The sequence below is a fragment of the Hydrogenophaga laconesensis genome, from assembly GCF_031457235.1.
In the GTDB taxonomy this organism is placed as follows: Bacteria; Pseudomonadota; Gammaproteobacteria; order Burkholderiales; family Burkholderiaceae_C; genus Hydrogenophaga; species Hydrogenophaga laconesensis.
This window is the reverse complement of sequence record NZ_JAVDWE010000009.1, coordinates 142,931-156,362: the sequence shown is the minus strand read 5'-3', so window position 1 is coordinate 156,362 and position 13,432 is coordinate 142,931. Positions and strand designations below refer to the sequence as shown.

The following is a 13,432-nucleotide window of genomic DNA, read 5'->3' as shown; positions in this document are numbered from 1 at the left end:
TCACATGGAGAAAAGCGCGGACAACACAAGGTCGATCAGCTTGATACCCACGAAAGGCAGCAGCACACCGCCCAGGCCGTAGATCAGCATGTTGCTGCGCAGCAGCTCGGTGGCGCTGGCGGGTTTGAACCGCACGCCGCGCAAGGCCAGCGGCACCAGGGCCGGAATGACCAGCGCGTTGAAGATGAGCGCCGAGAGCACCGCGCTCGACGGGCTCGACAGGTTCATCACGTTGAGCACCGCCATGGAGGGAATGGCTGCCGCGAACAGCGCGGGCAGGATGGCGAAGTACTTGGACACGTCGTTGGCCAGCGAGAAGGTCGTCAGCGCCCCGCGCGTGATGAGCTGCTGCTTGCCGATCTCCACCACGGCCAGCAGCTTGGCGGGGTCGGAGTCGAGGTCGACCATGTTGCCGGCCTCCTTGGCGGCCTGGGTGCCCGAGTTCATGGCCAGACCCACATCGGCCTGTGCCAGCGCGGGTGCGTCGTTGGTGCCATCACCGACCATGGCGACCAGCCGGCCCTGGGCCTGCTCGGCGCGGATGCGCGCGAGCTTGTCTTCGGGCTTCGCCTCGGCGATGTAGTCGTCGACCCCGGCATCGGCCGCGATGTGCGCGGCGGTGAACTTGTTGTCGCCTGTGATCATCACCGTCTTCACACCCATCTCGCGCAGGCGGGCGAAGCGTTCCCTGATGCCGCGCTTGACCACATCGGAGAGCTCGATCACGCCCAGCACGTGGCGACCGTCGCTGACCACCAGGGGCGTGGCGCCCTTGCGCGCCACGTCGATGACGCGGGCCTCCAGTTCCGCCGGCACGCGGCCGTCCAGCGATTTCACATGGGCCGCGATGGCGTCGAGTGCGCCTTTGCGAATGATCCGATCGTCGGGAATGTCCACGCCCGACATGCGCGTCTGCGCGGTGAAGGCCACGAAATGCGCCCGTGCGGGGTCGGTCAGTGCTTCGCCTTTCTCGCGCGCCAGCCTGACGATGGATTTGCCCTCGGGCGTCGGGTCGGCCAGCGAGGCCAGCAGCGCCGCCTGACGCAGTTGCGCAGGGTCGACGCCCGCCATGGCGTGAAAGGCCGTGGCCTGGCGGTCGCCGTGGGTGATGGTGCCGGTCTTGTCGAGCAGCAGCACGTCCACGTCGCCGGCGACCTCCACGGCTTTGCCGGATTTGGCCAGCACGTTGGCCTTGAGCGCGCGGTTCATGCCCGCGATGCCGATCGCCGGCAGCAGGCCACCGATGGTGGTGGGAATGAGGCACACCAGCAGGGCGACCAGCAGCACGACGTTGACCTGCACGCCGACGAAGTCAGCGATGAAGGGCAGGGTGACCACCACGATCAGGAAGGTCAGCGTCATCACCCCGAGCAGGATGCCCAGCGCGATCTCGTTCGGGGTCTTCTGCCGGTTGGAACCCTCGACCAGCGCGATCATGCGGTCGAGGAAGCTGTGGCCAGGCTCGGCGGTGACGCGCACCACGATGCGGTCCGACAGCACCTTCGTGCCGCCGATGACGCCGGATCGATCGGTGCCGGCCTCGCGCAGCACCGGGGCCGATTCCCCCGTCACCGCGGCCTCGTTGATGGTGGCCATGCCTTCGACGATCTCGCCGTCCGCAGGCACCAGCTGGCCTTCCTCCACCACGACACGGTCTCCCGGGCGCAGCTCGGTCGCGGGCACGCTGCTGTCCTGGCCCGATGCATCGAGCCGCCGGGCCACCAGGTCTTTGCGAGCGCGCCGCAGCGAAGCGGCCTGCCCGCGACCGTGCGCCTCCGCGATGGCTTCGGCGAAGTTGGCGAACAGCACGGTCAGGAAGAGCACACCGGTCACGGCCCAGCCGAAGCCGGCAGAGGCCCGGCCGGCCAGGGTGGCCACGGCGGTCAGCAGTGTGCCGAGCCAGACCACCGCCATGACGGGGTTCTGGAACGCATGGCGGGGCGAGAGTTTCGCGAAGGCGTCGGCCCACGCGGATGAAAGCGGGTTGGAGGTGTTCATGTCGGACGTCCTTTCAGCGCGCCAGCAAGGGCATGAGCGAGAGGTGGTCGGCCACCGGGCCCAGCACCAGCACCGGCATGAACTGCAGCAGCGTGAGGATGAGGACGATGCCGATGAGCGTGAGTGCGAAGGTCGGCGTCTCGATCTGAAGCGTACCGGCCCCTTCGGGTGCGCGCCGCTTCGCGGCCAGCATGGCGGCAATGGCCAGCGGGATGATGAGCGCGGGGTAGCGGCCGGCAGCGAGCACGATGGTGGTGCTGACGTTCCACCAGACCGTCGCGTCCGCGAGTCCTTCGAAGCCCGAGCCGTTGTTGGCGAAGGCCGAGACGTATTCGTAGAACACCTGGCTGATGCCGTGGAAGCCCGGGCTGGAATTGCCTGCCAGGCCGGGCACGGCCAGCGCGACGGCGGTGAAGCCCAGAATCACCAGGGGTTGCAGCAGCACCAGGATGGCGAGCAGCCGCACCTCGGGTCCTTCGATCTTGCGACCGAAGAGCTCCGGCGTGCGGCCCGTCATCAGCCCGGCCAGGAACACGCCCAGCAGCAGGTAGGCGATGAATTGCTGCAAGCCGCAGCCCACACCGCCCCAGATGGCGTTGATCAGCATGTTGACCATGGACACCATGCCGGTCAGTGGCGCGGTGGAATCGAGCATGGTGTTGACCGAGCCGTTGTTGACCTGCGTGGTGACGGAAGCCCACAACGCCGAGGCCTCGGCGCCGACGCGAACCTCCTTGCCTTCCATCAGAGCCACGTCCGTGGCGGTGCTGGAGTGGCTTTCAGACCAGAGCGACAGGCCGGTGGACAACACCGAGAGCGCGAGCATGGAGCCGAAGACCATGGCGCCGAAACGCGGGCGGCGGGTGAACGGACCGATCATGAACACGATGCTCACCGGCACGAGACAGATGGCGAGGGTCTGCAGGAAGTTGGACAACGGCGTGGGGTTCTCCAGCGGCACCGCGCTGTTCGGGCCATACCATCCGCCGCCGTTGCTGCCCAGCTGCTTGATCGCCACCATCGGGGCCACTGGACCCAGGGGGATCTTCTGTTCCTTCAATGCTGCGCTGACGTCGACCGGCGCCACGGTGGGACCGGACGCGAGCGTGGCGGGAACACCCTGCCAGGCCAGCAGCGCCGACAGCACAAGCGACAGCGGCAGCATGAACCGCACCGCGCCCCGGATCACGTCGGCCCAGTAGTTGCCCACATCCACCACCTCGGCGCGTGATCCCGGGATGTCGGGGCCGTCAACGTCGCCCTGGCGGCCGCCGGAAAGGCCGCGCAGCGTGGCCACGGCCAGGGCCAGGCCCATCACCGGCGTGACCATCTGCAGGCCGACGATGCCCGTCATCTGTGCGAGGTAAGACAGCTGTGCCTGACCCGAGTAGTGCTGCTGGTTGGTGTTCGTGAGGAACGATACCGTGGTGTGCAGCGCCAGATCCCAGGACATGTTGGGCACGCCATCGGGGTTGAGAGGCAGCCAGGCCTGGGTCATGAAGATCACCCAGACCACCACCGCCAGCAGAAGGTTGCTCAGCAGGAAGGCCTGGACGTACCGGCGCCAGCCCATGCCGTGGTCGGGCCGGGTGCCGAGCAGGCGGTAGAGCGGACGCTCGACCCGGTCGAAGAGGGCATCGCCGCCCATCGGGTCGCCGCGCATGACCGCAGCCAGATAGCGCCCCAGGGGCCAGCCCAGGGCCAGCAGCGGCACCAGGAGCAGAAAGGTTTCGAACATGTTGGAAGGACTCGTGACAGGCGACAACGCCGATCACGAGTGTTCTTCCAGGCCGCGTAAAGAAGCCATTCCACGCAGGCGCCCGCGCGTAAATTCTTCGACAAATCGGCTCGCACGGGCTCTGCATCGTCGATGCGACCGGGGCAGATCAGGTCGCCCGGCAGCAGGATGAGGTCGCGCCTCGGGAAAGGGCAGCTGACACAAGCGAGCGCCGTACTGGGCGGTTCTGTCGAGAGGTCCATGCAGCCGTGGGGGGGCCGCAGGAAAAAATTCCGTCTGCCTAGAATGCGTCGCAAAGCCCGTCGATCAACCTGGATCCGGTCGATGGGTGCCCCAGGCGGAGACACCATGCCCATTCCTGAGTGCCGCGCCGGACGCGTTTCTGCGCTGGCTTTCATCACGCTCCTTGCCGGGTGCACAACGGCCACCCCGGCGCTTGACACCCTCGGCATTGCGTTCGTGCCGGTGCCGGCGGGTGAGTTCTGGATGGGCAGCGACGAAACGCCCGACGTGCTGGCCACAGCCTACCCAGCCATGGAGCGTTCCCGTTTCGAAGGCCTGTCGGACGAGGCGCCCATGCACCGTGTCCGCATCACGAAACCCTTCGAGATGAGCCAGCACGAGATCACCGTCGGCCAGTTCCGGGCCTTTCTCGAGCGTTCAGGCCATGTGCCTGAATCCATTGCCGACGGTACCGGCGGCTACGGTTACAACCCGGGCTACAACCCCGCCACCACCCCCCGTGGCGACGCCTTCGAGGGCCGCCTGCCCCGCTATTCCTGGCAGAACCCAGGCTTCGCGCAGGGTGACGACCACCCGGTGGTGAACGTTACCTGGAACGATGCCGTCGCACTGGCGCGGTGGCTGTCTGCATGGGAAGGTCGCATCTACCGGCTGCCCACAGAAGCCGAATGGGAATACGCCTGCCGCGCGGGTGGCAAGGGCCGTTACCAGCATGGCGACGACCCCGCCGGTCTGCCGCGCGTGGGCAACACCTTCGATGCGGAAGCCGCCGCCCACTGGCCCGCCTGGCGCGACCGTGCCACGGCCGGCAACGATGGCCATGCCTTCACCGCACCCGTCGGCTCCTATGCACCCAATGCCTTCGGCCTGCACGACATGCATGGCAATGTGTGGGAGTGGGTGTCCGACTGGCATGGCGACGACTACTACGCCCAATCGCCGGAGGTCGACCCCAGCGGCCCGGCCGAAGGCGCGGTGAAGGTGAGGCGAGGGGGTTCCTGGCACACCTGGCCGCTGTATGCGCGCTGCGCCTTCCGCAACTGGAACACCGCGCAGACGCGCTATACGCTGGTGGGCATCCGGCTGGTGCGTGAAACGGTTCGTTGAACTGCGGGGATACCGAAACATCTTCAAACACCATTCCGGTGCATGAGCGCGCAGACTACGCGCTGTTTTTCACCCACCGTGCCCCGCACACACCCGGCCGACCTTATGAAACTGCTCCCTCTCGTCCTTTCCATGAGCGCCGTCGCGTTCGGTCCCTTCGCTGCCCTGGCGCAAACGGCCACACCTGCCGCGAAGCCTGCTGCGACACCCCCGGCATCCGCCACGAAACCCGTTACCAAGCGCGCTCCGCTGGCCCGCTCCGCTGCCAAGGCCGTGGAAGAGGTGACCCCGATCGAAGAAGACACCAACGTGACCTTGAACGAAGCCGACCTCGCCGTGGCGCAACGGGTGTACCTGGGCAGCATTCCCTGCGAACTGGGCGCCTCGGTGGAGATCACCCCCGCCAAGCGGCAGGGCTTCTTCATCGTCCAGGTGAAGAACATGCGCAACGCGCGCTACTACATGCACCCGGTGGAAAGCCGCACCGGTGCCATCCGCCTTGAAGACCCCAAACGCGGCGCCATGTGGCTGCAGCTGGGCAACAAGTCGATGCTCATGAGCCAGCAACTGGGCAAGCGGCTGGCCGACGAGTGCATGAGCCCCGAGCAGCTCACCCTGGCCGGCGAAATGAAGCGCAACCCGCCGCGGCATCTGTTCGACCCGGCGGAACCGCCGACGCCCGCACCGGTGTCGCCCAATGCCACGCCCATCCCGGGCATGCCGGCGACCAACACGAACTAGTCGCCCACCTCGCGATCCAGCGCACGCAGACGGGTTCGCCCAGCAGCGCACCAGGGCCGGCTCGACGATCACCGCGGGCAGCACGGGGATGGCGCCGGGCACCCCGAGCGCCACGAGCGCCGCCGACACCACCGCCGCAAAACAGCTCGGCGCCTGTGGTTGTGCAGCTCGATACCCGGTGGTGCCCAGGCGGCGATGCCAGTCGCGATGGACCAGGACAGGGCGGGCATCATGCCCGTTGCTTCTCCATGCGCACATCGCCGTCGCCCACGTCGCGCTCGTTCCCCCAGCCCAGGTGCCGGTAGACCCCGGCGGCGCGGCTGTTGCGTGCCGTTTCCAGCCATGCGACCGCGTGCCGTTGAAACAAGGCCTCCTCGCTGACCCGGATCAGGCGCTTGCCGATGCCACGACCCTCGTGCGCGGGCTGCACGAACGCGGCGAACAGGCACGCGGTGGCCAGGTCCACCATCGAGAAGCCAACCGGCTCGCCCGCCACCTCCGCCACCCACGCACAGACTGCGCCCGACACGGCTTGCGCCAGGGACTCGGGCGTGACACCCAACTGGGCGAGCTCTTCGACGGTCAGGGTGTTTTCGCGCACCGAGGTCCGGATGCGGAACATCGCGCTCACGTCCGCGATGGTGGCTGGACGAATGAAGACGGAAGCAGGGACGGTCATGGAAGGGACAGGGTCATCACGAAAGCCAGAACAGCGCGGCAGCCGCCAACGCGACCCATGCGCTGACCACCAGCACCACTCCCAGTCGGCTTCGGGGTCTGGCGCCATGGGTCTCCAGCCAGCCGTCGGCTTCACGACGGCATTCTTCCAGGACATCCGGCGGCACCAGCCGGATCGCCAGCCAGATCAGCCCGGGCAACAACAGCACATCGTCGACATAGCCGAGCACGGGAATGAAGTCGGGAATCAGGTCAATGGGGCTGAGCGCGCAGGCCACCACGAAGAGGCCCAACGCCTTGGCGTACCAGGGCGTTCGGCGGTGCTTGCCCGCGAACCAGAGCGTGACACCATCCCGCCGGGTCCGCTTCGCCCACGCTTTCAGCCGGGCACCGAAGGTCATGACCAACGATCAGTTCACGTCCAGCCGGTCGATGCTGGCTTGCAACTGGCGCAGTGCCTCCTCGCCCGGGCGGCTCAGCAGATCGGTCAGGTAGGCCGGCCCTTCCAGCGCGGCGTAGGCCATGCTCCAGTACGGGTGCAGCCGCTCATGGGCCCAGGCGTCGCTGATCAGCACCGTGAAGTCCACATGCCGGGGATCGGTCTTCAGGCGTTCGACCAAGGCATCCATTTCCGTGGGCGGACCTTCGATGAACTGGCAGAACCGCTCCCCATCGAAGACCAGCAGGCCGGTGATCCCATGCCCGGCGTTGAAGCGGCGCGCCGTGGAGATGATGTCGCTGACCGCGGAATGTCGCTGCCCGGGGGCGAGACGGCTGTGATAGAAGAATTGCTTGAGAGTGGGGGTCACGATGGAGGTGTGCGAGACGAGAGGCTCCCTGGGCCGACGGAGATTATGCGTGGGACGCTTCGTGCACTACCGAACAGACAGACCGCGGCGATCGGCCGCAGGAATGCATCGGAACGGTGGGCCGGTCAGGCGCATCCTGATGGGTTGAGATCCAGATCCCACAACATGTCATCACCCAGCGCCAGCGTGCGCGCGGGTGGGCGAGGGCAGTCGGCCATGACGTCGTGCGCGGGCACGCGCAGGCCGCGTCGGCCCTGGCCGATGAGCACGGGCGCGAGCACGAGGTGCAGGCGGTTGAGCACGCCGGCGGTGAAAAAGCGCGAGACCGTCATGCCACCGCCTTCGACGAACAGCAGGTGCAGGCCGCGCTGGGCGAGTGCACTGGTCACGCGTTCTGGCCGGTAGCCGTGGCAGACGTCGCCTTCGATCAGCAGATCGTCCACAGCGAGCACTTCAGCGGGGTGCGGCCCTTCACCGCCGGTGCCCAGCTGCTGGCGGGCGCGCGCGACGTGCAGGGTGTCGCACACCCAGAGGGTGGGCGCCTGGCCGTCGCGGAACACGCGGGAATGGCCGTCGAGCCTGACGGCAGGGTCCACCACCACGCGCACGGGTTGCGGGCCGGGCACGCGGCGGGTCGTGAGCTGCGGGTTGTCGATGGCGACGGTGCCGGCGCCGACGAGCACGGCGTCGCACAGGGCGCGCAGACGATGCAGGTGCAGCAGGCAGTGCGCACCGTTCACGTAGTAGGAGTCGCCGGTCGCGGTGGCCACGAAGCCGTCCAGGCTCTGGCCGAGCTGGGCCACCGTCCAGGGGGTGTCGCTGGCGGTATCGGCCGCGTCGAGCAACGGCTTGTAGAGACTGAAGAGTTCCGTACTGCGCCGGCTGAAGGGCGCGGCGAGCCGCCATCCGCTACCGGCCTGGCGCACGAGGGCGGGTGGCACGGGGCCGACGGAAGTGCGCACCTGCAGCATCTGCAGCCAGAGCGCATGCCAGTCGGCGGGAACATCGGTGGCGGTGGGTGGGCCGGGCACGGATTTGGCCGGCGGTGTGGTCATTTCCATTGCGGGGCGTAGTAGGGGTCGTCGGTGGTGTGTGCGGAGCCGGCGGCACCGGTCATCGCCCAGGCGATGGTGAGGCAGGCCAGGGCGGCGGGCAGCAGGAACACGAGCCATCCACCACCCGGTGGCGATGGGTGGCGCCAGGCCAGGAAGGTGGCGACAGCGCCGGCCACGGCGAGCACCAGAGCCAGTTGCGCGAGCAGCAGCGAACCGCTGGTGCCGGCCCAGGCGGCCAGCGCCAGGGCGATGAGGGTCAGGCCGGCAGGCAATGCCACGCCGGATGCTCCGCGCCGCAAAGCGGGCACCAGCAGGCTCACGGCCGCGCCCGCGAGGACGATCCACGGCAGCTTTTGCGCGCGTGTGCTCGCGGGCCAGTCAAAACCCGGAAACCAGGCCAACGCCAGCAGCAGGCCCAGCAACACGCCGGCCGCGGCCCAGCGAGGCCCCGCGGTGCGGCTCAGTGCCGCAGCGCAGGCGGAGCACAGCAGCAAGGGCAACACGACGCTCTGGAACGCAGGGTGGTTCAGGATGTCCGAGGCGGGCATGGGTCCATGATAGGCGCCACATCCGCCCGACGCGAACCGTTACAGTGCCACGAACCCCCACGAAAACCCTCATCGGTCGCCATGTACCTGCCGCCCCAATTCGCCGCCAAGGACGCTGCCATCGCTGTCGAGCTGATGCGTGCGCACCCGTTCGCCAGCCTGATCTCCACCGACGACGAAGGCCTGCCTTTCGTGACGCACCTGCCGCTGCATGTGCTGGAGGAAGAGGGCGGCCTCACGCTGCTGGGGCATTGCGCCAGACCCAACGCGCACGGCCGCTACCTGCAGGCGCGCCCGCAGGCGGTGGTGACCTTTCTCGGGCCGCACGCCTACATGACGCCACGCGTGTACCCGGATCTGGCTCGGGTGCCCACCTGGAACTACCTCGCTGTGCACGCCACAGTGCAGGCCCGGCTGCTGGACGGCTTCGATGACAAGGACCGCTTGCTCAAGCACCTGATCCACGACCACGACCCTGCCTATGCGGACCAGTGGCGCGGGCTGGACGAAGAGTTCCAGCGCAAGCTGATGCAGGGCATCTCGGCGTTCGAACTGCGCGTGACCAGCCTGCAGTGCAAGGTGAAGCTGAACCAGCACCGGCCCGAATCGCACGCAGCCATGCTGGCTGCCTACGCCGCCGGCAACCCGGACGAGCAGGCGCTCGCAGGCTGGATGCGCCGCCTGGGCATGGGCGCCTGAGTTCGCCTTACGCGGTCTTGCGCAGCGCGGTGCTGGCCGCCGCGAACTGCTGGGTCGCCTGGCGCAGCAGGGACTGGTCTGAGGAGACCACGAAGCAGTCGATGCCGATCTTGCGGAACGCCAGGGCTTCGGCTTCGTTGGGCACGAACATGGCCGCGCTCACACCGGCGGTCTTCGCCGCTTCGATGATGCGACTGCAGGCCTCGGACACGGCGGGTGCGCGGATGTCGTCCAGACCCATGGACAACGCAAGGTCCGCACGGCCGATGAACAGGCCGTCCACGCCGGGCGTGCTGGCGATGTCGAGGGCTTCGGTCACACCATCGGCGCTCTCGATCTGGCAGATGACCAGGGTCTGATCACCGGCCTCGATGGCGTCGGCCATGCGCTGGGCGCCGTAGCCCGAGCTGCGCGGCGAGATGGAGAAGCCCCGGTTGCCGTTGCGGTAGCGCGCGCGTGCAACGACCTCCCGCGCCTGCTCCGCGTTGTCCACATGGGGCACCAGCACGCCCGCCGCACCGAGGTCGAGCACGGACTGGATGGTGGCGGCCGAGGTGTCCGGAATGCGCACGATCACGGGAATGCCGGTGGCGCGCCCGGCCATCATGTGGCGGTCGAGCGTGAGGCGGTCGAAGGGGGCGTGTTCGGCATCGACGACGACGAAGTCGAGGTCGGTCGTGCCCAGCACCTCGGTGATCTGGGGCGAGTCTGTTTTCACGAAGATGCCGAGCGAGAGCTGGCGCTGGCGGATGTTGGCCCGTGGCTTCATCGAAAGGGGTTCCTGTTGGCGGCTCGCGGCGGATGCGCCGCGCGTTGCCATGGTCGCCAGCAGCGGGCAGCGCGGCAAGCGCCGTGGCGCGGCTTTCCGCTGGTCAGAAAGCGCCGGTGTCCGGCGCGGCGGGCAGGCGGGTGCGGTAGGCCTGGCTCACGGCGGCAGCGGCCTGCTGCAGCTGTGGCGCGTACTGGGCCACGGTGGCCGGGGTCATGAGGTTGCCAAAGGTGGTCATGCCCATGAGCCCCACCACCTCGGTGAGGTGCATCACCGGCGTGGCCAGCGTGGCGGTGCGCCGCTGCGGGTTGGGCTGGCGCACGGCATAGCCCTGCTGGCGGATGGTGTCGAGCTCCTGCATCAGCAGTTCCTCGTGCCCGAGCTGGCTGCCACCGGGCGCGGCGCGCAGCATGTCGAACAGGATCTCGCGCTCCACCTCGGGACAGAAGGCCAGGTAGGCCTTGCCCATGGCAGTGTCGGCCAGGCCCAGACGGCGGCCGATGGTGGTGGAGTGCGCGGCAATCGGGCTGTAGGGCATGCCGCTGTAGCGCACCACGATCGCGTCGCCATCGAGCACACCGAGCGCCACCGGCCACTTGATCTGCTTGGTCAGCCGCAGTGCCAGCGGCGAGCCCACCTCCACCAGCAGCGACTTTTCCGTGAAACCGCCGCTCATCTCCAGGATCTTCTCGGTGAGACGATAGACGCCCGCCACACCTTCCAGCCGCACATAGCCCTCGAGCTGCAGTGTGTGCAGGATGCGGAAGATGGTGGACTTGGGCAGCGCGGTCTGCAGGTGCAGGCTGTGCAGGCTCCACGTCGGCTGCGTGTTCATGATCCGCAGAATCTGCAACGCGCGCGAAATGGCCCGGATCGATCCGTTGGAGTTGTCGTCGGAGGCGTCGGCCATGGGCAGGATGGGCTCGTTCCCGCAGGGACGGGAGGGGGAGCGGATCATACCCGTGGCGTGCATGTCAGTACCAGAGGGCCTTGTCGACGCGGTTGGCCAGCGGCAGCCCCGCTATGAAGCGGCGGCAGTTGTCTTCCAGGATGGCGTAGCGGCGCTCGTTGTAATACGGGCCCCACATGGCCACGTGCGGCGTGATGAACACACCGGGCTGCGTCCAGAGCGGGTGCGTCGCGGGCAGGGGCTCCTGCTCGAACACGTCCAGCCCTGCGCCCCCCACTTCACCGGCCTGTAGTGCGGCCAGCAGGTCGTCGAGCCGGGTGGTCATGCCGCGCCCGATGTTGATGAAGAAGGCGCCTCGCTTCATGCGCTGGAAGCGCTCGCGGTGGAACATGCCCTCGGTCTCGGGGGTGTGCGGCACGGTGGCAATGACGAAGTCCGCGCGCGGCAGCAGGCTGTCCAGTGCCTCGGGCTTGTGCAGTTCGTCCATGCCCTCGGGCAATGCCGTGCGCTGTGCGTCGGTACCGATCACGTGCACGCCGAAGGCCTTGAGCAGGCGCGCGGTTTCTGCGCCAATGCCGCCCACGCCGACGATGAGCGCCGTGGCCTCGGGCAGGTACACCGTGCCTTCGTAGCGCGGCGGCTGCCGCCATTCGCTGCGCTGCTGCTGCGGGATGAAGCGATGCAGCGCGCGCGAGAAGGCAAGCACGAAGGACAGGATGTGCGCGCCGATGTGATCGTTGAAGATGCCGCGCACGTTGGTCACCGTCACACTGTGGTCGACCAGCTCTGGAAAGAAGTACCCCGAGGGTGGCGCCGCCAGCGGTGAGTGCAACCAGCGCAGGCGGGGCGCTGCCGCCAGCAGCGCTGGCGTGAGCGTGCCCACGGCGGCATCGGCACCGCCGATGGCGGCCAGGGCTTCATCGTCGGTCTCGGCAACGATGACATTCAGTTCGGGCAGGGCGGCGCGCAACCGGCCAGCCCAGTCACGGGTGGCGGGAATCTGCGGCGGCAGCATCAACAGGGTGACGGACATGACAGGCAGGTGGTCTCGGGCAGAAGAAAGAAAACCGCGAACTTACTCGAGCTTGATGCCGGCCTGCTTGATCACCTTGCCCCACTTGTCCTCTTCCTGGCGCAGGAACGTGGCGTAGGCGGCTGGCGTTCCTCCCACGGGAGACACACCGCTGGCGGCCATGCGGTCCAGCAATTCCTTGCTCTTGAGTGCGGTGTTCATGGCCGCGTTGAGCTTGTCGATGCGCGCCTGCGGCGTGCCCTTGGCCACGTGCAGGCCGACCTGCGTGGTGGCCTCGTAGCCGGGGTAGCCGGACTCGGCGATGGTGGGCACGTCCGGGTACGTGGGAACGCGCTTGGGGCCGGTGAGCGCGAGGATGCGCAGTTTGCCGGACTTCACCTGCGGGTCAGCGAAGGACACCGACGCCACCATGAAGTCGATCTGGCCGGTCAGCAAGTCCAGCACCGCGGCCGACTCGCCCTTGTAGTGCACGGTACCGACGTCGATGCCCGCCGCGATCTTGAACAGTTCGCCCGCCAGGTGGTTGGAGGTGCCGTTGCCCGGCGTGCCGTAGAACATGCCGCCCGGCTTGCCCTTGGCCTTGGCGATGAGTGCCGCGAGGTTGGGCGCGCCCTTCTCGGCATTGACGAGGATGGTCTGCTCGATGCGCAGCACATGGCCCACCGGCGGCAGGTCGGTGGCGACCTTGTAGGGCAGCTTCGGATCCATCAGCGGCAGGATCACGGTGCTGCCGGTGGCGCAGAAGCAGATGGAATAGCCGTCGGCCGCCGAGCGGGCCACGTTGCCGGTGGCGATGGAGCCGCCCGCGCCGGGCATGTTTTCCACCACCACGGTCTGGCCCAGGGCCTTGGCCATTTCACCGCCCACGAGGCGGCCGAACAGGTCCATCGTGCCGCCAGCGGCGAAGGGCACCACCAGCCGCACGGGTTTGTTGGGGAAGTCGTCCGCCTGTGCGTGGACGGCTGTTGCGCCCAGCGCGAATGCGGCACCGGCGAGTGCGCCGAGCAGGGTGCGTTGAAGTGCTTTCATGGATGTCTCCGGGGCTCGATGGAAGAAAGGAATGTGAACCGATGATTCCCGAGCGGCTCGACGGGTGTCAACGAA

At 67.9% G+C, this 13,432-nt stretch carries 14 protein-coding genes; 3 read left to right on the top strand and 11 right to left on the bottom strand.

Translation table 11 applies throughout. The features are described from left to right. Positions 1–1,998 (bottom strand): potassium-transporting ATPase subunit KdpB, encoded by a 1,998-nt coding sequence (kdpB, locus tag J2X09_RS16625; RefSeq protein WP_204731167.1) that lies wholly within the window; start codon positions 1,996–1,998, stop codon positions 1–3. 13 nt (positions 1,999–2,011) lie between these two features. Further along, positions 2,012–3,736 carry a potassium-transporting ATPase subunit KdpA gene (gene kdpA / locus J2X09_RS16620; RefSeq protein WP_204731168.1) on the bottom strand — a complete coding sequence of 575 codons (1,725 nt, stop codon included), beginning with the start codon at positions 3,734–3,736 and terminating at the stop codon, positions 2,012–2,014. 348 nt (positions 3,737–4,084) lie between these two features. On the opposite strand from kdpA, the gene J2X09_RS16615 reads away from it, so the two are divergent. After that, on the top strand, positions 4,085–5,086 hold the full coding sequence (locus J2X09_RS16615) for a formylglycine-generating enzyme family protein (RefSeq protein WP_204731169.1): 1,002 nt from the start codon (positions 4,085–4,087) through the stop codon (positions 5,084–5,086). A 132-nt stretch (positions 5,087–5,218) separates the two neighbouring features. Beyond that, positions 5,219–5,827 (top strand): hypothetical protein, encoded by a 609-nt coding sequence (locus tag J2X09_RS16610; protein ID WP_310308807.1) that lies wholly within the window; start codon positions 5,219–5,221, stop codon positions 5,825–5,827. A gap of 229 nt (positions 5,828–6,056) precedes the next feature. Here the strand turns inward: J2X09_RS16610 and J2X09_RS16605 are convergent, their stop codons facing one another. The 5 genes from J2X09_RS16605 to J2X09_RS16585 form a co-directional block, all read right to left on the bottom strand. After that, on the bottom strand, positions 6,057–6,506 hold the full coding sequence (locus J2X09_RS16605; protein ID WP_310308805.1) for a GNAT family N-acetyltransferase: 450 nt from the start codon (positions 6,504–6,506) through the stop codon (positions 6,057–6,059). Positions 6,507–6,522: 16 nt separating this feature from the next. After that, positions 6,523–6,906 (bottom strand): YkvA family protein, encoded by a 384-nt coding sequence (locus J2X09_RS16600; protein ID WP_204731170.1) that lies wholly within the window; start codon positions 6,904–6,906, stop codon positions 6,523–6,525. A 9-nt stretch (positions 6,907–6,915) separates the two neighbouring features. After that, a complete protein-coding gene (locus J2X09_RS16595; RefSeq protein ID WP_310308802.1) occupies positions 6,916–7,314 on the bottom strand; it encodes a BLUF domain-containing protein in 399 nt (132 codons plus the stop codon). Positions 7,315–7,439: 125 nt separating this feature from the next. Next, the gene (locus J2X09_RS16590; protein WP_204731171.1) at positions 7,440–8,369 is read right to left on the bottom strand and encodes a RibD family protein; all 930 of its coding nucleotides are present in this window, start codon (positions 8,367–8,369) and stop codon (positions 7,440–7,442) included. Beyond that, positions 8,366–8,917 carry a hypothetical protein gene (locus J2X09_RS16585; RefSeq protein ID WP_204731172.1) on the bottom strand — a complete coding sequence of 184 codons (552 nt, stop codon included), beginning with the start codon at positions 8,915–8,917 and terminating at the stop codon, positions 8,366–8,368. Before J2X09_RS16585 ends, J2X09_RS16590 begins: the two co-directional genes overlap by 4 nt. An 81-nt stretch (positions 8,918–8,998) precedes the next feature. Here J2X09_RS16585 and J2X09_RS16580 point away from each other — a divergent pair, with 81 nt between their 5' ends. Next, a complete protein-coding gene (locus tag J2X09_RS16580) occupies positions 8,999–9,616 on the top strand; it encodes an FMN-binding negative transcriptional regulator (RefSeq protein ID WP_204731173.1) in 618 nt (205 codons plus the stop codon). A 7-nt stretch (positions 9,617–9,623) separates the two neighbouring features. On the opposite strand, the gene J2X09_RS16575 is transcribed toward J2X09_RS16580, so the two are convergent. From J2X09_RS16575 to J2X09_RS16560, 4 genes are all read right to left on the bottom strand, one after another. After that, on the bottom strand, positions 9,624–10,385 hold the full coding sequence (locus J2X09_RS16575) for an HpcH/HpaI aldolase family protein (RefSeq protein WP_204731174.1): 762 nt from the start codon (positions 10,383–10,385) through the stop codon (positions 9,624–9,626). Positions 10,386–10,488: 103 nt separating this feature from the next. Further along, a complete protein-coding gene (locus tag J2X09_RS16570) occupies positions 10,489–11,295 on the bottom strand; it encodes an IclR family transcriptional regulator domain-containing protein (RefSeq protein WP_204731175.1) in 807 nt (268 codons plus the stop codon). Positions 11,296–11,359: 64 nt separating this feature from the next. Then, positions 11,360–12,328, bottom strand: coding sequence for a D-2-hydroxyacid dehydrogenase (locus J2X09_RS16565; RefSeq protein WP_204731176.1), 969 nt, complete (start codon positions 12,326–12,328; stop codon positions 11,360–11,362). 42 nt (positions 12,329–12,370) lie between these two features. Next, the gene (locus J2X09_RS16560; protein ID WP_204731177.1) at positions 12,371–13,357 is read right to left on the bottom strand and encodes a Bug family tripartite tricarboxylate transporter substrate binding protein; all 987 of its coding nucleotides are present in this window, start codon (positions 13,355–13,357) and stop codon (positions 12,371–12,373) included. Positions 13,358–13,432 lie beyond the last annotated feature (75 nt).